The sequence below is a fragment of the Enterococcus sp. 6D12_DIV0197 genome, assembly GCF_002174385.1.
Taxonomy (GTDB): domain Bacteria; phylum Bacillota; class Bacilli; order Lactobacillales; family Enterococcaceae; genus Enterococcus_D; species Enterococcus_D casseliflavus.
Window position 1 is genome coordinate 671,268 of record NZ_NIBN01000001.1, and the last position, 22,825, is coordinate 694,092.

Consider the following 22,825-nt stretch of genomic DNA (forward strand, 5'->3'; position numbering starts at 1 on the left):
TCATGCTTGAATAACAAAGACCAGCCATTTACCTAAATCTATCAAAGGAGTGAAGATCATGGACACAGTTCTCGTGAAAAAAAATAATCGGCTACTTTCTCATTTCAGGCGACAATGGCAGCTATGGTTGATGGTTTTACCGGCATTAGCGATCATTTTGGTTTTTAATTACATACCAATGTATGGTATCCAACTAGCATTTCGGGAATTCGACTTTACGAAGGGACTCACTGGTGGCGAATTTGTCGGTTTCAAGTATTTCCAACAATTTTTCGAAAGCCCGATGTTCCAAACCGTGATAGTCAATACGTTGCGGATCAGTGTGACAACGCTGATTTTTGGGTTCATTGCCCCCATTTTATTGGCATTGATCATCAATCAAATCAGAAACCCTAAAAGAAAAAAAGTCATGCAAACTGCGGTTTATTTACCTCACTTCATTTCTACGGTCGTGATGGTAGGGATATTGCAAGTCTTTCTTTCACCAGAAACAGGTGTTTTAGTCAACCTCTTGAACTTGGATTCTTCTGTCAACTTAATGGGGAGCGACAGTACGTTCGTGCCCGTCTATGTCATTTCTGAGGTTTGGCAGCACTGTGGCTGGAACAGCATTATTTACTTAGCGGCACTTTCGAGTATCGATACGCAACTCTATGAATCAGCAGATATCGATGGCGCCAATCGTTTTCAAAAAATCCTCCATGTTGATATACCAGCATTAGTGCCAACGATGGTTATTTTGTTGATTATGAATATGGGTGGGGTTTTAAATGCTGGCTTTGAGAAGATTTTCCTGATGCAAAATAGTTTGAATTTGAGCGTCTCAGAAGTCATTTCTACGTATGTGTATAAAATTGGGATTTTAAACAGTCAATTTAGTTATTCAACAGCGATCGGGCTATTCAATAACATCATTAATTTTCTCTTTTTAGTTTTAGCAAATGGTCTTTCGAAAAAATACACGAACCGTAGTTTATGGTAAAGGGGTGGCTATATGAATCTATCACTAACAAACAAACCTAAATCAGATCTTCTTTTTAACCTAGCGATCATCATACTTTGCTTGAGTATCTTTTTGATTGTCGTCTATCCGCTCTTTTTTGTCGTCATCGCTTCAATTAGTGATTCCAACATGGTTTCTAAAGGATTAGTCACACTCTTTCCTAGGAATATCAGCTTTTTTGGTTTTGAAAAAATTTTACAAGATGCTAGGATCTGGACGGGCTATCGCAATACCTTGATTTATACGTTAGGAGGAACGGCGGTCAATTTAATTTTTACTTTGCCCGCAGCTTTTGCCTTATCAAGAAAGGAATTTAAACCTCGAAAACTTTTGATGTTTCTCTTTACCTTTACGATGTTTTTCAATGGTGGCTTGATCCCTACGTATTTACTTTATCGAGATGTGGGGTTGATCGATAGTATGTGGGTCTTTATTATTCCCTCGGCAGTCAATGTCTATAATTTGATCATTGCAAGAAGCTTTTTTGAGACAAGCATTCCGGATAGTCTCTATGAAGCAGCCGCTCTAGATGGTTGCTCCTATGCAAAATTTTTTGTTACTGTAGCGCTACCGCTATCCAAAGCAGTCATTTCTGTGGTGGGTCTTTACTATTTGGTCCAACATTGGAACGATTTCTTTACAGGACTCGTATTTATTCGCGACTACGAAAAACAACCTTTACAGATCGTTCTGCGAGATATTTTATTATCAAATCAAGCATCTGCAGGTGGTGCGGGCGCTTTGGGTGATGGCTACGGACAACAATATGCAGATCAGATCAAATATGGCGCCATCATTGTTTCGACCTTACCGATTTTGGTGATCTATCCTTTCCTACAGAAATACTTTGATAAAGGAGTCATGATTGGTGCAATGAAAGGGTGAGTACATGAATAAGCTAGTCGATTTACATGTGAGCATTGGGAAAAAAGGCTTACTGTTATTTCTGTTGCATTGCTATTGGCTGCTGTTTACCTTATTCGGCTTAGTTCTTTTCGGACTATTGCCAGCAACCAATGCGGTTTACGAACTTTGCAATGATGAAAAATATCAAGAAGCAAATGCGATAAAATTGTTTCAGTCCTTTGCAAAAAGCTTTCGAAAAAACTTTTGGAGAATGAATCGATTAGGACTCTTTATCCTTCCTTTAGCAGCCCTTTTTTCGATTGACTTGATGCTAATGAGACACTATGTCTTTACCGAAGCCGATACAACTGTTTATTTGTTGATCCAACTTCTGATAGTGATTAGTCTCCTTTTTTTAGCTAATCTCTTTTGGTTTTTTCAACACGAACGAGCTTGGAGACCCATGCTTAAAAAAAGTTTGATTCTAATGCTTGGCAAACCTGGATTGACCGGTCAAATTTTCGTCCTTATGGTCGGGATCAGCTGTTGCTACTACCTACTACCGGGTTTATTCTTCGTATTTGGTGTTACACCGCTGGTTTATTTTCAACTTAATTTGTTTAAACAAAAAGATGCGTATGTCTTTTTACCTAAAAAAAAGCATACGACTGTCTAAGCTCGTACATTTACCATAAAATCTTAAAATAAAAGAACAGGAGAACGAAATGAAAGAATTCGCATTAAACAAGATCCAGCTCACGGACGAGTTTTGGCAAGGATACCAAGAGCTTGTTCGCAAAGAAACGATTCCTTACCAATACCAAGTCCTAAATGATGAAATCGATGTAGATGTTCAAGCAGAACGGGAAGATCCCAATTTGCCAGCTGGGAAAAGCCATGCATTGGCGAATTTTCGCATCGCTGCAGGGCAAATGGAAGGGGAACATTTTGGCTGGTTTTTCCAAGATAGTGATGTCTACAAATGGATCGAGTCGGCTGGGTATAGCTTGTTGAATACTAGCGATCCGCAATTGGAAAAGACAGTAGATGAAGTGATTGACTTAGTTGCTGCTGCGCAAGAAGCGGACGGCTACTTAAATACCTTCTTTCAATTGACCCGACCGAAGTTAAAATACCGTCAGCTGTATTTCAGTCATGAACTTTATTGTGCCGGGCATCTAGTCGAAGCGGCTATCGCTTATGATCAAGCAACAGGCAAGGATAAATTACTGACCGTGGCAGAGAAAAATATCGCCAATATTTGCACGTATTTTGGGCGGGAGCCTGGAAAAATTCAAGGTGCTGATGGCCATCAAGAGATCGAATTGGCTCTGGTGCGTTTGTATGAATACACCGGTAAACAAACCTATTTGACATTAGCTGATTTCTTTCTTGAAGTACGTGGGGAAGATCCTGCCTTTTACGAAAAAGAAATCTTGAAAAACCAAGCGGATGGCTTATCGGATGAAACGCCAAGGGTAGACCTCACCTATTTACAAGCCTACGATCAACCTAAAAAGCAGCATGAAGCCAAAGGTCATGCGGTACGAATGCTGTATATGGCAAGCGGGATGGCAAAAGTCGCCCAGCATACCCAAGATCAAGCATTAAACGACGCTTGCGAAGCGATTTGGGAAGACATCGCCTGTAAGAAAATGTATGTGACCGGTGGCGTCGGCTCAACCGTTCACGGGGAAGCCTTTGTCGGTCCCTATGATTTGCCAAATGATACGATGTATTGTGAAACCTGTGCAGCCATTGCATTGGTCCAATTTTCTTTTGAGCTGTTCAAACTAACCAATGAACCAAAATATTTAGCGACGATGGAACGAGCGTTGTATAATAGCGTCCTTTCTGGTGCGGCAATTGACGGCAAACACTTTTTCTACGTGAATCCTTTGGAGGTCAATCCCCAACGAGATCAGGAAAATCCTGGCAAAGGCCACGTCAAAGCTCAACGACCTGATTGGCTCGGTTGTGCGTGTTGTCCGCCGAATTTTGCGCGGATGGTCGCTTCGCTGCAGCGCTTGGTTTACACTTGCGATCAAGAGAAGCTTTACGTGAATTTATTTGTAGCAAGCCGTTTAGAAGAACCTGATCAATTTACGTTTGAACAAACGGGCGGGTTTCCTTTTACAGAGGACCTCACGATTCGCTATCAAGGCATTCCAAAGACGCTCATCATCCACAAACCTAATGGACTAAGTAAGTTTCAAATCGATAGTGAACACGAATGGCAGGAGACGAACGAGGCAATCATCTTTGAGGCAGTCGAAAACGTGACGGCCAATATCCGTTTTGAACAACCATTGCAAATCTTGCGTGCGAATCCTCAAGTTATTCAAGACATCAATCAAGTCGCATTGCAACGTGGCCCATTCGTGTATTGCATAGAAGAAGCCGACAATGGTCAAGCACTCTGGCGTTGCCGCATCGACCCACAGGCGCTGGAGGCGACCTTTTCGAAAGAGGATACGTTGTTGCCAACTACTTTACGCTTGGCGATCAAAGGCTACCAAAGCGAAGAATGGTCGGGAACAACCCTTTACGAAGAACGAGCGGAAACGGTCATACCTCGTACGTGGCAACTGATCCCATACCATTTATGGGGCAATCGGGGCATAGGCGAAATGCGCGTTTGGCTGCCGCTCGTTGGAAAGGAGTAAGAAGTAAGCAGGGCCAAAGAGCTTCCCTAAACGAAGGCTCTTTTTTCTATGTAAAAATAACGGGGAAAGTTCGCTGTATATGAGTACGTTATTGTATTTTTGATGTACTCAATCAGGTACGCTATAATTATATCAAGAAAAGGAGGAGTGGCAATGGCTAAAACAACGATGAATCCTAGCACTGCTCGTAAAAATTTTTATCAGTTATTGAAAGATGTAAATGAAAAGCATACTGAAATTGAGATTATTAGTGATCGAAGTGGAAACAATGCGGTGTTGATTGGGCTAGGAGACTGGAGAGCGATTCAAGAAACCCTTTTTCTTGAGCAAACAGGTACTCTAGAAAAGGTACGAGACCGCGAAAAAGACGACAGTGGCTTTACGGATATCGATGATATTGATTGGCAAGCTCTTTGATGAGGAGCGATACGGTCACAATCAAAAACTCTGCGAAAGTGGATCTAAGGAAAATCAAACAATCGAATTTAAAAAAACAGTTTGAAGAAGTGATTCAGGCCTTGAAGGAAGATCCATATATGCCCACGCAGTCTTTTGAAAAGCTGAGACCTACACATGAAGGCAGATATTCACGTAGGCTGAGTAGGCAACATCGAGTGGTTTACAAAGTTGATGAGAAAAATAAAGTTGTGGAAATTTATTCTGCATGGACACATTATGAATGAAGTGTGAAGAGCTGATTTTTTAGCTAGTTGACCAAGAGCTTCCCAAAAAGGAGGCTCTTTTTTTTTCTAAACTCAACCTTCTTGGATTTGTTGCATGATTTCTTTAATTTGTTCCTATATTCCGATCTTTGAAAGCGTTATCGTTTTAGTGTAGGAATGTTGGCGAGTTTATGTAAAACAAGGAGGAAAAAGTGTGACAAGGAAAATCAGTAAAGTTGGCGCATCTTTGTTGGTATTAGCAGCGGCAACGGCAATCGGTGGCTGCACCCAAAGTGAGGCGAAGACAACTGGAAAAGTCGTTTACCAAGAAACAGCCAAAAGTACGTTGGAAAAAGCGATGGACAATCAACCGGAGTCGTCTTATTGGTTCCCAGAGGATTTGTTGGCATGGTCTTTTGAAAAAGATCCAGATGCGAAATACAATACCAGCGTTGTTCCATTAGCGGAGCGGGCAGCTAAAGAGACGTTGCCGAAGATGAATGACACGCAAACGGTAGAAACCAAAGTCGTGGCGCTTTCGATCATGAATAGCAGTACGAGCGGCAATGCACCACGAGGGATCAATACCTTTGATGCCAATGTCTTTTCTTATTGGCAATACATTGATCAATTGGTTTATTGGGGCGGCTCTTCTGGCGAAGGGATTATCGTACCTCCAAGTCCTGATGTGACAGATGCTGCTCATAGGAATGGCGTGCCGGTTTTAGGAACGATCTTCTTTCCGCAAACTGCCCATGGTGGGAAGTTGGAATGGCTAGATACGTTTTTAGCTAAGGATGAGGACGGCAATTTTCCGATCGTAGAAAAAATGATCGAAGTTGCCAATACGTATGGCTTTGATGGCTGGTTCATCAATCAAGAAACCGATACGGCGGTCACTAGTTTTGATGATGCAGCGGAAGGTGTCGAACAATCGGGGACTGATGGTAAAGGATTAAATGAAAGCCACGCCAAAGCGATGCAAGAATTGATTGCCCAATTCAAAGAACAAGCCGACGAGCATTTAGAGATCATGTGGTATGATTCCATGACGAGTGATGGGAAAATGGATTGGCAAAACGCTTTGACGGATAAGAACAAAGCCTATTTAGTGGATGCAGAGATGAACCCATTGGCAGATAGTATGTTCTTGAATTTCTGGTGGACCACTGACAAACTGGCGGACAAAGAGCTGTTGAAGGCCTCCAATGAAAAAGCCCGTGAAATCGGTGTCGATCCTTACAATCTTTTTGCTGGGATTGATGTGCAAGAAAATGGCTATTCAACGCCTGTACGCTGGGATTTGTTTACGGATGAAAAAGGCGTTCCTTATACCTCATTGGGCCTGTATGTGCCTAGCTGGACCTATTCTTCTGCTAGTACGCCGGATGATTTCCAAAGCAAAGAGAATGCTTTTTGGGTCAATAACACGGGCGATCCTCGGGAAAGCCAGCTGCCAGAAGCGACAGAGTGGCCTGGGATCTCCACCTATGCCCTGGAACAGACCGCTATCACAGAGCTGCCTTTTGTGACGAATTTTAGTCTGGGGAATGGCTACAACTATTTTATCGAGGGAGAAAAAGTGTCCAGCCGCAATTGGAACAACCGAAGCTTGCAAGCTGTTTTGCCGACCTATCGTTGGGTCTTTGACCATGGAAAAGACAATGATCTGGCTGTATCAATCAATTATGCGGATGCCTATAATGGCGGAAATGCACTGAAACTACGTGGACAGATGACAAAAGGCAGTACCAGTCACATGGCATTGTATCAGACAGCATTTCCTGTGACGAAAAAGACGAAATTGACGACGACTGTCAAAGCAACGGTACCGACAGCTCTTGATTTGGTCGTGACTTTAGCTGATGGTTCAACACAAACGATCAAAGGAGACAAAGAGGTCGCAACAGACTGGACGACGATCACTTACTCATTGAAAGACATCAAAGGGGAAGTGACAGCGATTGGTTATGACATAACCACGAAAGAAACCAGTGATGTCTATGAGTTGAATCTAGGGCAATTAACGATCGGAGATCAGAAAGCGGAGAAATTCGCTGCCGAAGCATTGACGGTTGAGGATGTGCTCTTTGATGAAGAAGAGGGCAACTATGCGGGGGTCCGTTTAACGTGGGAAGCTGCCAAGGACAAGACAGCTGCGGTTTATGAGGTCTACCAATTGAACGATGACGGCTCACGCTCCTTCTTAGCAGCTACGCCAGCAACCAACCACTATTTGAATGCCGTTGAACGACCAAAAGGGACGAAAACCAAGTTCGCGGTGGTGGCAGTGGATCGCTATGGCAATCGCGGCAAGCTATCCGATACGGTGGAGATCACTTGGCCAAACAATCAGCTGCCAAAAGCAGCCTTTACAGCCTCTAAAACCTTAGCGGCACCGGGGGAAACGATCACCTTCACGAATACCTCATCTGCGAATGCCGAAGCATTTGAATGGACGTTTGAAGGCGGCGATATCACAAGCAGTACAGAAGAAAATCCCCAAGTGACCTATTCGGAACCAGGTACCTACAAAGTCACGCTTGTTGCCAAAAACGAAGCAGGAGAGACCCCTCTGGAAATGGCGGGATTGATCACGATTTCTGCTGATGCGCCGAAAGAGTTGCTGCTGCTTTCAAAAGATGCCGAAGCAACTGCTTCATCGTTTGTCAATGATGCCGAAGCACCAGCTTTTGCCCTCGATGGTGATTTGAGTACGAAGTGGTGTGCGACAGGCAATGCGCCTCATGAGTTGATGATCGATCTCGGTCGACCACAAACGGTCAGTGAAGTACGCCTCGCCCATGCGGAAGCTGGTGGAGAAGGACCAGACATGAATACGCGGGCGTATACGGTGCTCGTCAGTGAAGATGGCAAAGACTATGAGCCAGTTTCACGAACGTTGAAAAATGAAGCGGGCACTAGCACCAATACGTTTGCCGTCAAGAAGGTGCAATATGTAAAAATCAGTATCGATAAACCAACACAAGGAGCAGACTCAGCAGCCCGAATCTATGAAGTCGAAGTATACGGAATGGATAAATAGCAAAAAAGAGCAGGGCGTTAACCCTAAAAAGGGAAGCGGCTGAAGCGATGCTTTTCTGAAAAATGACCGAACCAAAAAAGCCGTTGCGACCAATAAATGGTCACAACGGCTTTTGCTTTTTCCAAATAAGTTTAGCGTGAAGTACGGCTGGCGGGATCTAAGCGGCGTTCAATAAAGCTCAATCCAAGATCCGTAATGATCGCCATCAAGGCAGTTGGTAAAGCACCTGCTAAGATGATCGATGCACCATCCGTCGCATTGGTTCCGCGGATGATGATGTCCCCCAGTCCACCAGCACCAACGAAAGCGCCAATGGCGGTGATACCGATCGCCACGACTAAGGCGTTTCGAATCCCTGCCATGATCACCGAAACAGACAATGGCAATTCGATCATATACAATCGCTGCCAGCTAGTCATCCCCATCCCTTTGCCGACATCTAACGTATTGCGGTCGACTTGGCGCATGCCGGTATAGGTATTTTTGATGATCGGTAACAAAGAATAAAGGAAAATCGTTAAAATCACGACATTCACACCTAAGCCCATGCCGATCATTAAAATCGAGATCATCGCTAAAGATGGAATCGTCTGGATGATATTGGCGAAACGAATCACCCAATCTGCCAAACGCATTTTTTTAGAAATCAAGATCCCGATTGGAATCCCGACGATCGAGGCAAAAAGTACCCCGTAGATTGAAATCAAGAAGTGACGAATGAACTGAGCAAAAACATAGCCGCCATTTTCTTGGAAATAGAAAAGAAATTGTTGGAATAAATTCATGTCTGCCATTTCGTCACTCTCCTTCGAAGTAATTATTTTCTTCTAAGAAACGTTCGGCAACTACCGTTGGTTCTAGAAGGTCATTATCCACTTGGTAATTCAATTCTTGCATTTTTTCGGTATCGATTTTGCCTGCTAATTTGTTCAGGGCATCGCCGATTTCAGGTGTTTCTTGCAACAATTTGTCATCGACGATCGGTGCGGCATCATAAGGCGGGAAGAAGTTTAGATCATCTTCTAGCATCACGAGATCGTAACTGCCGATCCGGCCGTCGGTTGAGTACCCTAAAACGATATCCATTTTTCCGTTATCAACAGCATCGTAGACGAGACCGATCTGCATCGGTAGGATGTTTTGGAAAGAGAACCCATAGGCTTTCTGGAAGCCATCGTATCCATCGCCGACCCGTGTGATCCACGCGGTATCGACCCCTGCAACCAATTGATCTGCGACATCTTTCAAGTCACTGACTTTTTCCAATCCGTATTTTTCGGCAGTATCTTTTCTGACAAGAAAGACATATGTGTTATCAAAGCCGTAAGAAGGGAACCAAGTCTGTTGGTACCGTTGCTCAAATTCTGATTTGACTTTGTCAAAGGCGGCTTGCGGATCAGATTCTGGCTCCAACCCTAACGTCGTGGTCAAGTCAGTTCCTGTGTAGCGGGCAGCTGAGATCGACGCATCGCCATTCATCATCGCTTGGTGATTGATGGTCGTTGTTGCTAAGTTGTTAATGACGGTTGTGTTTTTATCCGTATAGTGTTCGACCATACCTGCAACCACTGCGCCAAGAATTTGGGCTTCGGAAGTGATGCCACCTGTGATCGCCACGGTATTCTCATCAGAAGTCGAGGCTAAACCGGGAAAGGAACAGCCGGACAGTAAAGCGACACTTAAGGAAAACAACAGCGCTAATTTTGAAGTTTTTTTCATTACGCATCCCCCCTTAAGGCAGCTGGTGTCAGTTTGTTTTCTAACAAACCCAGTAACCAGTCAGCTAATAAAGCAAAGATCGTCACTGGAATCGTCCCAGCGAAAATCAAAGGCGGTTGGTAGTTATTTAGTCCGCTAAAGATCAAATCACCAAGTCCACCGGCACCAATGTAAGAAGCCAAGGTAGCCCAGGCTAAAACATACACGGCCGATAAGCGGATCCCTGCCATGATCGTTGGGATCGCTAGAGGTAATTCCACACTGATGATCGACTGCAAGTTGGTCATCCCCATCCCTTTGGCAACATCGCGGTAATTCCAATCGACTTTTTTCATTCCAATGTAGGTATTTCGCAAAATCGGCAATAAGGAATAAATGAAAAGAGCGACGATAGCAGGGACTTTTCCGACACCTAAAATCGGGATCATCAATGCCAATAGTGCCAAAGAAGGCACGGTTTGCAACGCACTGGTGATGCCGATCACGACCGTTGCTGCTTTGGGGAAACGGGTCAAGATCACACCAATCGGTACAGCAACAAGAATCCCTAAGAGCAAAGCCGCAAAGGAGATATACAAATGTTCGAGACTTTTGGTGACCAATTGGCCGCCATATTCATTAAAGAAGCTTTGCATGCGCTAGACCTCCTCAGTTTCTTCAGGTTTCGCCGACTCAATGGCTTCCATGATCGATGGCTCATCGCCCCAAATCACGTCATAAACGATATCAACTAAGGAAGCACGGGTCAAAATCCCGACTAAATGTTTGTCGGCATCTACTACCGGCACATATTTTAAGCCGCGTTTTAAAATGCGTTGCAAGGTATCCCGCAACAAGGCGGTTTCACGAACGAAAAAGACATCTTTGTTCAAGATATCGCCGACACTAGTAACTTTGCCACGGTTGCGGTCGATGGATTCGACATCGATGTAGCCTTTTAGCACGTTGCTATTATCGGTAACCAGCAAGGTATCGACCCGTTTTTCCCGCATCAAGTGAATCGCTTCTTGTAAGGATTTTTCTGGTGTGATAGCGATCGGGGTATTCAACATCACGTCTTTGACTGGCGTTGTGTCAGGTTTTGCTTGCAACAAGCGGTCTTCACCGATCAATTCTTCCACAAACGGTGTTGCTGGGTGTTGCAGAATATTTTCTGGTGTATCAAATTGAATGACTTTTCCTTCACTCATGATCACGATGCGGCTAGCAAGCTTCAATGCTTCGTCCATATCATGGGTAACGAAGACGACGGTTTTTCCAAGCCGTTCTTGCAAGTCTTTGACCAAATCTTGTAAGGAGTCACGAGTGATTGGGTCTAGTGCGCCAAAAGGCTCATCCATTAAGATGACATCTTGGTCAGCTGCCAGGGCACGGACAACACCGATCCGTTGCTGTTGGCCCCCAGATAATTCGTTGGGGTAGCGGTCGAGCATTTCTCGCGGCAATTCCACCAAGTCGATCATGCGCTCGGCAGTTTTGTTGCGTTCTTCTTGGCTGACTTTTAACAATTTTTGAACCAGTGTAATGTTTTCCCGAATCGTCATGTGAGGCATCAAACCGATGCTTTGGATCACATAGCCGATTTGACGGCGTAATTCCACTGGGTTGATCTCTGTAACGCTTTTTCCATTGATCAAGATTTTTCCTTTAGAAGGATCCGTCATACGGTTGATCATCCGCATACAAGTCGTCTTTCCGCTACCACTTGTCCCGATGAAGCAAATGAATTCGCCTTTTTCAAAGGAAAGATTCACATCTTCAACAGCGACTTTACCACCTTTGTAAATTTTGGATACCTGCTGAAACTCAATCATGATGTCACCTCTATTTTTATTTAAGCAATCTGAATAATGGCTTAGAATCTGTACTAAGTATGCCGAAAAGTCCCTTGTTATTCAAATAATCTGCCCATTTTTTTCATAATTGTATAGACAAAACCGAAAATAGCGCCAGAAGCAAGTCCAAATTAAGGAGCGATGCATAGGGAATAGAAACGGCGAAGATCCCCCGTTATTTTTCATTGGGAAAAAGGGGGTTTTTCTGCAGAACGCCTTGGCAGCAGTCTCTTTATTTTTTTCTAAGAAAGGGCAGAATAAAAAGCTGTTTTTTCAATTTTTATAAAAACATGCTAGAATAGAGAAGAATTTAGGGAAAGAGAGGAACAACATGCTTACAACTGAAGATTTTGATTTTGAATTACCGGAAGAACTGATCGCCCAAACGCCATTAAGCGATCGCTCAAGTTCCCGTTTATTAGTGGTTGACCGTGAGACTGGCAAATTTGAGGACAAGCACTTCTATAACATCATTGATGAATTGGCACCAGGGGATGCTTTGGTGATGAATGATACGCGGGTATTACCAGCTCGTATCTATGGCGAAAAACAAGAAACAGGTGCCCATTTGGAAATCCTTTTACTGAATAATATTGAAGGGGATACGTGGGAAACCTTGATCAAGCCAGCCAAAAGAGCCAAAGTCGGCACGAAGATCACCTTTGGCGACGGACGATTAGAGGCAGTGGTGGAAGAAGAGCTCGATCACGGCGGCCGGATCATTCGTTTTCAATACAAAGGGATCTTTTTAGAGATTCTGGAATCACTTGGCGAAATGCCGTTACCGCCTTATATCAAAGAACGGCTAGAAGACCCAGACCGCTATCAAACGGTTTATGCCAAAGAAAACGGCTCAGCTGCTGCACCGACTGCCGGCTTGCATTTTACCCCAGAATTGCTGGAGCAGATCGCAGCAAAAGGCGTCAAGCTGGTTTATCTGACTTTGCACGTTGGTTTAGGAACGTTTCGTCCAGTGAGTGTCGATAATATCGCTGATCATGAGATGCACAGCGAATTTTACCGTTTGACAGAAGAAGCTGCCGCTCAATTGAACGAGGTTCGGGCAAATGGCGGCAAGATCGTTGCAGTCGGAACGACTTCGATCCGTACGTTAGAAACCATTGGGACTAAGTTTGATGGGCAAATCAAAGCCGATAGTGGGTGGACGAGTATTTTTATCACGCCAGGCTATCAGTTTAAAATCGTGGAAGCTTTTTCTACCAACTTCCATTTACCAAAATCAACCTTAGTGATGTTAGTCAGTGCCTTTGCAGGACGCGACCTAACACTTTCTGCCTACCAGCATGCCATCGATGAGCGGTATCGCTTCTTTAGCTTTGGCGATGCGATGTTCTTAAAATAAACAAAAAAACTGAGCGACGTAAGCGGCTCTTTAAGTTGAAACAATTTCTCAACTTTTAGAACTGCTTTTTTGTCGCCCAGCTTACTACTAGAGGAAGGTATAAGTGGTGGTCGCTTTTTGTGGTCCATGCAAAGCAATGTTTCTCGAAAATTTGTTTTCATTTACAAACTTACACATGTTTCGTGTATTCCGATACAAAATGAGACGTATCATTTTTCGATATGGAAATGTTCGATCCTTGTTACGTTTTTCTTCTTGTTACTTTACACGTTTGGTACTAGGTGAAACTTGTACGTTCAACAACTTTTAGTAGATTGAGTTTGCGATATTTACGAAAACCACCAACAGAGTTGCTACCTTCCTTACACGTATACTATAACACGAAACGGAAGCGTTTGCAAAAGAAAAAGGTCGTTTTCCTCAAAAAAAAAAGACCGGCGAACCGATCTTTTAAGCAAGTGCTCGTTTAGGCAGATTGTCATAAAACGCTGCTTTGGTTGCACTGATGTAAGGTGTCAGCCATAAGTAGCCGATTCCTGCAGTCATGATGGCCAAAATGTGCCAGCCAATGAAGCTCAGATCAAGGATGAACAGTTGACCTTTGTAGCCTCTCATTAAATGACGACTACCTGTGATGCAGCTGAGAAAATCTGGTCGCATGCCCGTTTCTTCATAGGTATCATAAAAGACAAAATATGCTTGAGAATAAGAATAAGCTTTAATGATCCCAGGAATGATAAACAGGAACGTCCACAACGTCGTGAAAATAGTCGACAGAATATAAATGACGATGATCCCTAACACGAAAGCACCACTGAAGCCACGAAAGACATCAGAAAAGGGTTGGATCGACTGTTTTTTACCGCGTAAAAGATCAAGGAAAGTCCAAGAGATCCCAGCACCGAATAAGGCAGAAAATAGACCGCTGATCAAACCGCCGCCGCCACTGCCACCACTGCCGCTAGCGGAATTGACTGCATCGGTAGAACCAAGATCATTGAACATACCGCTTTGATATAATGGAATAACAGTAAGGACGATAATGACGAATGCGATAGCGATCGAGATCAAAGTCGGTACAATACACATCAAAACACTGTCTTTCCAGCGTCCTCGCAGCATTGCTTTTGCTTCTGCTTTTAGTTCTCTATTTGATTTCATTTCAAAAAACCTCCCTTCAATATAAATAACATGATAGCAAACTTTCGCTAAATCTTCAAAAAAAAGTAATAGATGTTTCGCATGACTAGGAGAAAATACTCTTAGTTTCTTTAAACTTCCTTGCAAAATGTAAGGGCAACCCTTATCATAGATAGCGTTGCACAGTTAATCGAGTATAGAGAGAAAGTAGGGAAATGAATGACGGAACCAGCCATTCGTTATCGTCTGATAAAGAAAGAAAAGCATACCGGTGCCCGTTTAGGCGAACTGATCACGCCTCACGGAACCTTTCCAACGCCAATGTTCATGCCAGTCGGCACATTAGCAACGGTCAAAACCCTTGCCCCTGAAGAGTTGAAAGAAATGGGTGCAGGCGTCATTTTAAGCAATACCTATCACTTGTGGTTACGTCCAGGAGAAGACATTGTTGCAGAAGCAGGCGGCTTACATAAATTTATGAATTGGGATCAACCAATCTTAACAGATTCAGGTGGTTTCCAAGTCTTTTCATTAGCCGAAATGCGCAACATCGTCGAAGAAGGTGTCCATTTCAAAAACCATTTGAATGGGTCGAAAATGTTTTTATCTCCTGAAAAAGCGATTGATATCCAAAACAAATTAGGGTCAGATATCATGATGAGTTTTGATGAGTGTCCGCCATTTGATGAAAGCTATGACTACGTCAAAAAATCGGTGGAACGGACGTCTCGCTGGGCGGAGCGTGGCTTGAAAGCCCATGCCAATCCAGATCGGCAAGGCTTGTTTGGGATCATTCAAGGTGCAGGCTTTGAAGACTTGCGCAAGCAAAGTGCCCAAGACTTGATCAGTATGGACTTCCCAGGGTATTCCATCGGCGGCCTGTCAGTTGGCGAACCAAAAGCGGAAATGAATCGCGTGTTGGAATTTACGACTCCTTGGATTCCAGAAAACAAACCACGTTACCTGATGGGCGTTGGGGCAGCTGACTCCTTGATCGATGGCGTGATTCGCGGTGTCGATATGTTCGACTGCGTTTTACCAACACGGATCGCAAGAAACGGTACCTGTATGACTTCAAAAGGTCGTTTAGTCGTGAAAAATGCGCAATATGCCCGTGACTTTCGACCAATTGACGAGAAGTGTGATTGCTATACATGTAAAAACTATTCTCGTGCGTACATCCGCCACTTGATCAAATGTGATGAAACCTTTGGTATGCGTTTGACGTCTTACCACAATGTCTACTTCTTATTGAATCTGATGAAAAATGTCCGTCAAGCCATCATGGATGACAACTTGTTGGAGTTCCGTGAGCATTTTATTGAAGAGTATGGGTTCAACAAGGAAAATGCGAGGAATTTCTAACATTCTCTACTAAAATGGTGGGAATAATAGAGGAATTCTGATAAAGTATCTTATAGGAAAGAAAATAAATCGAGGTGAAAAAAATGGCACAATCTTTACCAATGCTCTTTATGCTGGTTGCTTTAGTGGCAATGTGGTTCTTTATGAGTCGTTCACAAAAGAAACAACAGCAAGAGCGTAAAAATCTTTTAGAAAATATGAAAGCTGGCGATGAAGTCGTAACCATCGGCGGACTCCACGGCGTTCTTTCTGAAGTCAACACAGAAAAAAGTACCGTGATCATCGACTGTGAAGGAATTTTCTTAGAGTTTGATCGTTCAGCGATCCGCACAGTGAAACCCGGAACTGTTGCATCCGTTGAGACACAAATCGAACCAGCTGATGTCGAAGACGCAACGAGCATCCAAGACGAAACCAAAGAATAAGCACAAACGCACCGTCGCTTTCTCAGAAGCGATGGTGCATTTTTTTAGTAGTCGGACAGTTTCTAAAGTAAAACAAGCACCGCAGCAAAACAGAGATCGCTCGTTTTGCTGCGGTGCTTTGATTGCCTTCGTTACTCGATCGGAATCAGTTTCTTTGACGCTTGTTTGCCTTGGTCTTTTGGCAACGTCAATTTCAAAATTCCTTCAGCGTAAGAGGCTTTGATTTCATCCTCTTTGACGTTTTCTAACAGGTATTGCCGCCGAACGCTTGTCAAGCTGCGCTCGCTGCGAACCAGACGTCCTTTTTCATCTTCGGTCGCATGATCCGTCTGGTGTTGTCCCGTAATCGTTAAAACCCCATTTTCATAGGTTACTTGAATATTTTCTTTAGGGATGCCAGGCAGTTCTGCTTCAACGAGAAATTCCTTGTCATTCTCGTGAATATCGGTTTTGATCAGGTTCGATGGAAACCCATCAAAAAAACTGCGGCCAAAATCTTCAAAGAAATCAAAAGGTGTCATACTGTATGAATCTGAGCGGCGTGGCACAATCTCATGTGTCATAAGAATCATCCTTTCTTTATTCTTTTGTTTTTACACTTTTTATTTTATTCATTTTTTAGCGAATTTCAAGTGATTTACTCGCTTTAAAAAAATCTTAAAAAACCTTTGATACCAACGTTTCACTCCTTGATTTTGGCGTGTTTTTACATTGCTTTATTCCTGTTTTCCCCCTCATTTCGCCTGCTTTTTCTGCGTGACAGTATATACTTAATGATATATACTAAAAGCGAAGTGGAGGAGGAAAAACATGGCACGTTATAGAAAACGAATGCTTGTTGCTTTGATCTATGCATTGCTGTCGTCGATTGCCCTAAATCTCTTTTGGCTGCCGGGAAATATTTATGCGAGTGGGATCACTGGTTTGTCGCAATTGCTGTCGCAGCTTTTAGATGAGCAGTTGAATCTGCAGCTTTCGATCCCGCTTTTGGTGCTTTTTTTTAATGCGCCATTGTTAGCGGTTGCTTGGGTCAAAATCGATCGAGAATTTACCATCATGACGGTTTGTACCGTCGTCCTGTCTTCTGTTATGATGAAGGTGGTTCCGGTCATTGCTTTAACGACCGATCCGGTGATCTGTGCCGTGTTTGGCGGATTGCTGCACGGGGTGTCGGTGGGCTTGACATTGAACGACGATTTTTCAACGGGTGGGCTTGACATTTTAGGGATTTTAGTGAAAAAAGCCACTGGTAGAAGTATCGGCAGTTTCTTTATCGGCTTCAATGTCAGTTTGCAGCTAGCAGCTGGGCTGATCTTTGGTTGGCCTTATGCTTTTTATAGTGCCATTTCCTTCTTCATCAGTGGGCGGATGGTCGACTACGTCAACCTGAAGCAGCGGCGTGTACAGCTGCTGGTCGTTACAGAAAAAGCAGAACCCGTCATTACGACGTTGCAATGTGCCTTGCAGCGAGGCATCACGGTCATCAACGATGTCGAAGGTGGATTTGATCATCAACAGAAAAAACTATTATTACTGGTCATTTCCCATAGAGAACTCAAGACCGTCGAAGGCATGATCCAAGGAATCGATGAACAAGCGTTTGTCAGTGTTTCTTCTGGCGTCAGTGCCAATCGATCGTTTTATGAATGGTAGCAAAGTGAAAGAAAGTAGGAGAGACGTTGAAAAAACAAGCAGTATTTCAAGAAGTTGCCCAGCAGATTGCGCAACGGGTTCATGAAGGTACGTACGTGACGAGCCAAAAGCTTCCTTCCGATTATGATTTAGCAGAGGAATTTCAGTGCAGCCGTTTAACGGTGCGCAAAGCCATCGATCTATTAATTGGCCAGAATTTGTTAGTGAAAGAAAAAGGCAAAGGAACCTATGTCATGAAACAGCCCAAGATCCAAAGCGGCTCTGGCGGGCTCCAAAGTTTTACCGAGACCGCCAAAATCCAAGGGAAAAAGACCCGTACGGAAGTTTTGCATATCGAAACCGTCAAAGAGCTCCCGATAGAGATTGGTCAGCTGTTTGGCGATTACGCCAAGGAACCGATCGTTTATTTGGTGCGCTTGCGTTACTTTGATGATGAGCCGATGACGGTGGAAAATCTTTACGTACTGAAACGCTATCTGCAAGAAGACACCGCAGAACTCACGAAAGCTCAATTAGAGTCGTCTTTGTATCAAGTCATTGAAGCCAACATTGAGATTGGTTATTCCCATCAAGAGGTGGAAGCTGTGAAAAGTCCTGCCGATATTGCGAAACTTTTACAGGTGCCTCAAGAGGAACCGATGCTTTTGGTCCATTCGATGACCTATTCCGCATCAGCCAAACCGATCTTATATGATATATCCTATTACCGAGCAGACAAATATACCTTCAAAAATACATTAGTGCGTCAAAAATAAAATCAATCCTTTAGAGGTGAAGACAATGGATCCACTCACAGCAAGTATTGAAGCCAATTGGTCAGAATTTCTCACGCTTTTGAGCGAGGTGATGCAGATCGCAAGCGTCAAAGGTGAGCCGGCGCCTCATGCGCCTTATGGCACAGGACCACGAGAAGTGTTAGCATACGTCATGGAAAAAAGCGCAGCATACGGGTTTCAAACAACGGTCATCGATGATGCGATCGGCTATGCCCATTGGGGACCAACGGATACCGACTATATCGGTGTGTTAGGACACTTGGATGTCGTCTCGGCAGGTTCTGGCTGGAGCTACCCACCGTTTGCACTAACTGAAAAAGACGGCAACTTTTATGGCCGAGGGATCTTAGATAACAAAGGCCCGATCATCAGCTGTTTGTTTGCCATGAAATTATTGAAAGACCTTGGTCATCAACCGCAATTACCGTTGCGGATCATTTTCGGTACAGATGAAGAAAGCGGCATGTCGGATATCCCGCATTATCTAGCGGTTGAGCAACCACCGCGTTTTGGTTTTACGCCAGACTGCAAGTATCCAGTGGTTTACGGCGAACGAGGTGTCGTCAATGTGCAACTTGATTTTCCATTGCCCACCCAAGAACAGCAGCTGTTAGCTGCGTTTTCTGGCGATCAATTCCGCGATCATGTGCCAGACCACCTATCGGTAACCGTAGGCAGCCAGTCCTTTGAAGCACTAGGCAAACGCTCCCCTAGCAATGCCCCTGAGCTAGGGGACAATGCCATTACAAAACTTGCGCAGCAAGCGGCACCGCAACTGGCTGCGACACCGTCATTGCAAGCAGCTTTGCAGTGGATCACCCAAAGTTTTCACCAGCAGCACTATGGCGAAGGCCTTGATTTGGTACTAGAAGATGCCGACTCAGGAAAATTGATCTTGACCCCTGTGGTTCTCCAAAAATCCGCCAGTGGACTAGCGTTAGAAGTGGCCTTTCGCTATCCTGTATCGGTAACGGAGGAACAAGTGCTCGCTGGGGTGCAAAAGGCATTGCCAAAAGGGGCAAGCCTTACGATCCTTCGCAGCATTCCAGGGTTCTGCCGATCAAAAGATGCCCCCGAAATCCAAAAGCTATCGACAATCTATCACCAAGTAACGGGCAATGATCCAACCCCCATGACGACTACAGGAGCAACCTATGCCCGCAAGATGCCAAACATCCTTGCTTTTGGTCCGTCTTTTCCAGGGCAAAAAGGGATCGCTCATAACCAAGATGAGTACATGGCGGTTGCCGATCTACGGACGAATCTTGAAATTTATTTGCGCAGCTTACAAGCACTGTCAAAATAAGCGAAGACACGAACGAAGAAGAGTTTTTCCAATTTTTTTGAGAAACTCTTTTTTTAGTATAGACATAGTAGTATATACCGTATAGAATATACTTGAAAGCGCTATGAAAGATGGAGGGATATTTATGTGGGGAATGATTGCTACATGGCGGATGGCACACGATGGCGTGCTCGCTGCTAAAGCAATATTAGAGCAACAAGGCTCCTGCCAAGATGCAGTAGAAACAGCTATTAAAGCAGTGGAAGATTATCCATTTTATAAATCGGTGGGGTATGGCGGACTGCCTAACGAAGAAGGCGTGTTGGAAATGGACGCTGCCTTCATGGATGGTGATACCTTCAAAATTGGTGCCGTCGCTGGGATCGTCGATGTGGAAAATCCTATTTCCGTGGCACGCAGCCTAAGTGAGGAGAAATTCAATAGTTTTCGGATCGGCCAAGGAGCGGTCGCTTATGCGCTTGCCGAAGGATTCCAGCCCAAAGAGATGCTGACACCGCGAGCCAAAACCATTTGGGAAAAGCGCAAAGCAGAGATCGCTGCCAACAACCTCGATCCCTATGACGGCCACGATACAGTGGGAGTAGTTGCGCTGGATGAACACCAAAGCATGGCAGCAGGAACCTCTAGTTCTGGTTTATTTATGAAAAAAAGCGGTCGTGTTGGCGATTCACCTTTGTCTGGATCTGGTTTTTATGTGGATAGTGAAATCGGCGGTGCCGCTGCCACAGGGTTAGGGGAAGACTTGATGAAAGGCTGCCTTTCCTACGAAATCGTTCGTTTGATGGGAGAAGGGCTAGCACCGCAAGAAGCATGTGATCAAGCCGTTTACGACTTTGAAGCGCGATTGAAGAAGCGCTACGGCAAAGCCGGCGCCTTCTCGCTGATCGCCTTAGATAAACAGGGTCGCTGGGGGGTGGCAACCAATGTAGAATTTACCTTTAGTGTCGCAACCACCAATCAAGAGCCTGCTATTTTTATGGCAACACCAGGACCTGAGCAGACAACCGTGATCGAACCCATCACGAAAGAATGGTTGGAGGCGTATGAAGAACGGATCAAAGCACCAGTTTGATCAAGGAATCAACCAGCTTTACCATGAAAGACACAAGATGAGAGGAAGAATGGAATGTTCAATAAAATTGAAAATATTTTGATGCCTCTGGCAGTCAAACTCGGACAAAATAAAGTCTTGATCGCTGTACGCGATGGTTTTTTAATCACAACGCCGCTGGTAATCGTTGGCTCGATCTTCTTGCTGTTTGCCAATTTCCCGATACCAGGATGGTCAGAATTTTGGGCAGGTCTTTTTGGCAGCGGGTGGGAATCATGGGTGACTAGAGTTTCCGGTTCTGTCTTTAATACGGTCGGTTTTTTCTCCTGCTTAGGAACAGCCTATGCCTACGGAAGAGAAAAGAAGACCGACCCAATCCAAGCAGCAGCCGTTGCCGTCATCGCCTTTTTGATCTTAACGCCGAATAAATTGGTAGTTGAAGGCGTTGCGGACCCAATAAGCGGGCTTTCTTTCAATCATTTAGGAACAAACGGTATTTTTGTCGGCTTGCTGACAGCGATCCTTTCTGTTGAAATCTATGCCTATACAACGAAAAAAGGGTGGACGATCAAAATGCCAGATGGGGTTCCGCCTGCTGTTACAAAATCATTTGCCGCATTGATCCCGAGTGCCCTCGTTATGCTTTTATTCTTTATTATCAACATTTTATTTGGATTGACCGCGTATGGTACCGTACATGACTTTATTTTTAATGTCTTGCAAATGCCTCTCAAGGGAGCGGGCAATACCTTGACTGCCCAATTGATTTACAGTCTGGCATGTACGATTTTCTGGTTCTTCGGCATCAATGGTCCAGCAGTCGCCAATTCCGTCTTTTCACCGATTTTGCGTATTTTAACGATGGAAAATCTAGATGCATTTCAAGCGGGACAAGCGTTACCGAATATCTTTACCGATCCATTTTCAAACTTCTTTACTAATTTTGGCGGCGGCGGTTCGACGTTGTCACTAGTCATCATCATGGTGCTGTTTTGTAAATCAAAACGAATCAAAGAATTAGGGAAACTTTCACTAGTGCCGGGGATTTTCGGGATCAATGAACCAATCATTTTCGGCTTGCCGGTCGTATTGAACCCAATTATCATTATTCCCTTTATTGCCGTGCCGATGATCAATCTTTTGCTGTCGACTCTCGTAACGAATCTTGGATTGATTCCTTATACAACAGGGGTATCTTTACCATGGACAACTCCGATCGGTTTTTCCGGCTACTTGAGTACCGGTAGTCTGGTAGCGTCAATCTGGCAGTTTGTTTTGTTAGCCATTGGATGCTTGATCTATTATCCGTTTATTATGACGCTGGACAAACAATATCTGAAGGAAGAACGTGAAGCAGAAAAAGCCAAAAATGACGCTTTGGAATTATCTTTTGATGATCTTTCCATCGATCATTTGCTTTAGAAAGGATGCAACCATGAAAATTATTTTTCTATTAGATCAGATTCAAGCAGGATTAGGCGGCAAGGAGCATGGTGATCAGCCGCTTGGCGGACAAAAAACGGCGATCGGATCAGTCAAAATGTTTGAGAAATTGCTGAAACAAAAGGAAATCGATGTTCTCGCCACTATTTATTGCGGAGATGACTATTATTTACAAAATCCGAAAGAATCGTCACTAAAAATTGCTGCTATGGCTCAAAAACTCGGAGCAGATGCGGTCTTATGCGGACCTTGTTTCAACTATGAAAAGTATGGCGAGATGGCTGCCCAAACAGCGCAGATCATTGAAGAAAAAGTACAGATCCCAGCAGTTGCCGCCATGTCGCCAGAGTGCCAGCAGGCAATTGAAACATATAAAGACCAAGTCACTATCGTGAAGATGCCGAAAAAAGGCGGTACTGGATTGACCGAGGCAATGAACGATATGCTGACGCTTTGCCAAATGAAAGCAGCACACCAAGAGATCACTGCCTTCGCTGAACAGCACTGCTATTAGAAAGGGCGAGAA

The 22,825-nt window shown here is 44.2% G+C and carries 22 protein-coding genes; 16 read left to right on the top strand and 6 right to left on the bottom strand.

Annotation, left to right across the window (positions count from 1 at the left end; all coding sequences use genetic code 11):
- Window positions 1–58: 58 nt before the first annotated feature.
- From A5867_RS03245 to A5867_RS03275, 7 genes are all read left to right on the top strand, one after another.
- Complete coding sequence (locus tag A5867_RS03245) at window positions 59–982, top strand: ABC transporter permease subunit (protein ID WP_060792628.1); 924 nt, start codon at window positions 59–61, stop codon at window positions 980–982.
- A 12-nt stretch (window positions 983–994) separates the two neighbouring features.
- Window positions 995–1,888 carry a carbohydrate ABC transporter permease gene (locus tag A5867_RS03250; protein WP_016609627.1) on the top strand — a complete coding sequence of 298 codons (894 nt, stop codon included), beginning with the start codon at window positions 995–997 and terminating at the stop codon, window positions 1,886–1,888.
- 4 nt (window positions 1,889–1,892) lie between these two features.
- Entirely contained in the window at window positions 1,893–2,525 is a 633-nt protein-coding gene (locus tag A5867_RS03255; protein ID WP_087626846.1) for a DUF624 domain-containing protein, read from the top strand.
- A 49-nt stretch (window positions 2,526–2,574) separates the two neighbouring features.
- Window positions 2,575–4,515, top strand: coding sequence for a beta-L-arabinofuranosidase domain-containing protein (locus A5867_RS03260; protein WP_087626847.1), 1,941 nt, complete (start codon window positions 2,575–2,577; stop codon window positions 4,513–4,515).
- A gap of 153 nt (window positions 4,516–4,668) precedes the next feature.
- A complete protein-coding gene (locus tag A5867_RS03265) occupies window positions 4,669–4,932 on the top strand; it encodes a type II toxin-antitoxin system Phd/YefM family antitoxin (RefSeq protein WP_087626848.1) in 264 nt (87 codons plus the stop codon).
- Complete coding sequence (locus A5867_RS03270) at window positions 4,932–5,198, top strand: Txe/YoeB family addiction module toxin (RefSeq protein ID WP_087626849.1); 267 nt, start codon at window positions 4,932–4,934, stop codon at window positions 5,196–5,198. Before A5867_RS03265 ends, A5867_RS03270 begins: the two co-directional genes overlap by 1 nt.
- A 193-nt stretch (window positions 5,199–5,391) precedes the next feature.
- Window positions 5,392–8,223, top strand: a complete 2,832-nt coding sequence (locus tag A5867_RS03275; protein ID WP_087626850.1) for a discoidin domain-containing protein — start codon at window positions 5,392–5,394, stop codon at window positions 8,221–8,223.
- Window positions 8,224–8,354: 131 nt separating this feature from the next.
- Here A5867_RS03275 and A5867_RS03280 read toward each other — a convergent pair whose 3' ends face one another.
- From A5867_RS03280 to A5867_RS03295, 4 genes are read right to left on the bottom strand one after another with little or no spacing between them, the layout of a single operon-like run.
- The gene (locus A5867_RS03280; protein WP_005227316.1) at window positions 8,355–9,017 is read right to left on the bottom strand and encodes an ABC transporter permease; all 663 of its coding nucleotides are present in this window, start codon (window positions 9,015–9,017) and stop codon (window positions 8,355–8,357) included.
- 4 nt (window positions 9,018–9,021) lie between these two features.
- Window positions 9,022–9,942, bottom strand: coding sequence for an osmoprotectant ABC transporter substrate-binding protein (locus A5867_RS03285; RefSeq protein WP_087626851.1), 921 nt, complete (start codon window positions 9,940–9,942; stop codon window positions 9,022–9,024).
- The gene (locus tag A5867_RS03290; protein WP_016609633.1) at window positions 9,942–10,577 is read right to left on the bottom strand and encodes an ABC transporter permease; all 636 of its coding nucleotides are present in this window, start codon (window positions 10,575–10,577) and stop codon (window positions 9,942–9,944) included. Before A5867_RS03290 ends, A5867_RS03285 begins: the two co-directional genes overlap by 1 nt.
- A 3-nt stretch (window positions 10,578–10,580) precedes the next feature.
- Window positions 10,581–11,756 (bottom strand): betaine/proline/choline family ABC transporter ATP-binding protein, encoded by a 1,176-nt coding sequence (locus tag A5867_RS03295; RefSeq protein ID WP_005227327.1) that lies wholly within the window; start codon window positions 11,754–11,756, stop codon window positions 10,581–10,583.
- Between the two features lie 352 nt (window positions 11,757–12,108).
- Here A5867_RS03295 and queA point away from each other — a divergent pair, with 352 nt between their 5' ends.
- On the top strand, window positions 12,109–13,140 hold the full coding sequence (gene queA, locus A5867_RS03300; protein WP_010748742.1) for a tRNA preQ1(34) S-adenosylmethionine ribosyltransferase-isomerase QueA: 1,032 nt from the start codon (window positions 12,109–12,111) through the stop codon (window positions 13,138–13,140).
- A 450-nt stretch (window positions 13,141–13,590) separates the two neighbouring features.
- On the opposite strand, the gene A5867_RS03305 is transcribed toward queA, so the two are convergent.
- Window positions 13,591–14,301 (bottom strand): DUF975 family protein, encoded by a 711-nt coding sequence (locus A5867_RS03305; RefSeq protein WP_010748743.1) that lies wholly within the window; start codon window positions 14,299–14,301, stop codon window positions 13,591–13,593.
- 198 nt (window positions 14,302–14,499) lie between these two features.
- On the opposite strand from A5867_RS03305, the gene tgt reads away from it, so the two are divergent.
- Window positions 14,500–15,645, top strand: a complete 1,146-nt coding sequence (tgt, locus tag A5867_RS03310; protein ID WP_005227333.1) for a tRNA guanosine(34) transglycosylase Tgt — start codon at window positions 14,500–14,502, stop codon at window positions 15,643–15,645.
- An 83-nt stretch (window positions 15,646–15,728) separates the two neighbouring features.
- Window positions 15,729–16,070 carry a preprotein translocase subunit YajC gene (gene yajC, locus A5867_RS03315; RefSeq protein WP_005232170.1) on the top strand — a complete coding sequence of 114 codons (342 nt, stop codon included), beginning with the start codon at window positions 15,729–15,731 and terminating at the stop codon, window positions 16,068–16,070.
- A 131-nt stretch (window positions 16,071–16,201) separates the two neighbouring features.
- On the opposite strand, the gene A5867_RS03325 is transcribed toward yajC, so the two are convergent.
- Window positions 16,202–16,633, bottom strand: a complete 432-nt coding sequence (locus A5867_RS03325) for an Hsp20/alpha crystallin family protein (protein WP_005227339.1) — start codon at window positions 16,631–16,633, stop codon at window positions 16,202–16,204.
- Window positions 16,634–16,880: 247 nt separating this feature from the next.
- On the opposite strand from A5867_RS03325, the gene A5867_RS03330 reads away from it, so the two are divergent.
- The 6 genes from A5867_RS03330 to A5867_RS03355 all read left to right on the top strand — a co-directional run bounded on the left by A5867_RS03330 (window position 16,881) and on the right by A5867_RS03355 (window position 22,813).
- Window positions 16,881–17,723 (top strand): YitT family protein, encoded by an 843-nt coding sequence (locus A5867_RS03330; protein ID WP_005227341.1) that lies wholly within the window; start codon window positions 16,881–16,883, stop codon window positions 17,721–17,723.
- A gap of 26 nt (window positions 17,724–17,749) precedes the next feature.
- Window positions 17,750–18,478, top strand: a complete 729-nt coding sequence (locus tag A5867_RS03335; protein ID WP_005227344.1) for a GntR family transcriptional regulator, LSA1692 subfamily — start codon at window positions 17,750–17,752, stop codon at window positions 18,476–18,478.
- A 25-nt stretch (window positions 18,479–18,503) separates the two neighbouring features.
- Window positions 18,504–19,805 (top strand): Sapep family Mn(2+)-dependent dipeptidase, encoded by a 1,302-nt coding sequence (locus A5867_RS03340; protein WP_087626852.1) that lies wholly within the window; start codon window positions 18,504–18,506, stop codon window positions 19,803–19,805.
- 124 nt (window positions 19,806–19,929) lie between these two features.
- Window positions 19,930–20,877, top strand: a complete 948-nt coding sequence (locus A5867_RS03345; protein ID WP_005227347.1) for a N(4)-(beta-N-acetylglucosaminyl)-L-asparaginase — start codon at window positions 19,930–19,932, stop codon at window positions 20,875–20,877.
- Between the two features lie 54 nt (window positions 20,878–20,931).
- Window positions 20,932–22,278, top strand: coding sequence for a PTS sugar transporter subunit IIC (locus A5867_RS03350; RefSeq protein WP_010748749.1), 1,347 nt, complete (start codon window positions 20,932–20,934; stop codon window positions 22,276–22,278).
- A gap of 13 nt (window positions 22,279–22,291) precedes the next feature.
- The gene (locus tag A5867_RS03355; RefSeq protein WP_010748750.1) at window positions 22,292–22,813 is read left to right on the top strand and encodes a GrdB-related putative oxidoreductase; all 522 of its coding nucleotides are present in this window, start codon (window positions 22,292–22,294) and stop codon (window positions 22,811–22,813) included.
- Window positions 22,814–22,825 lie beyond the last annotated feature (12 nt).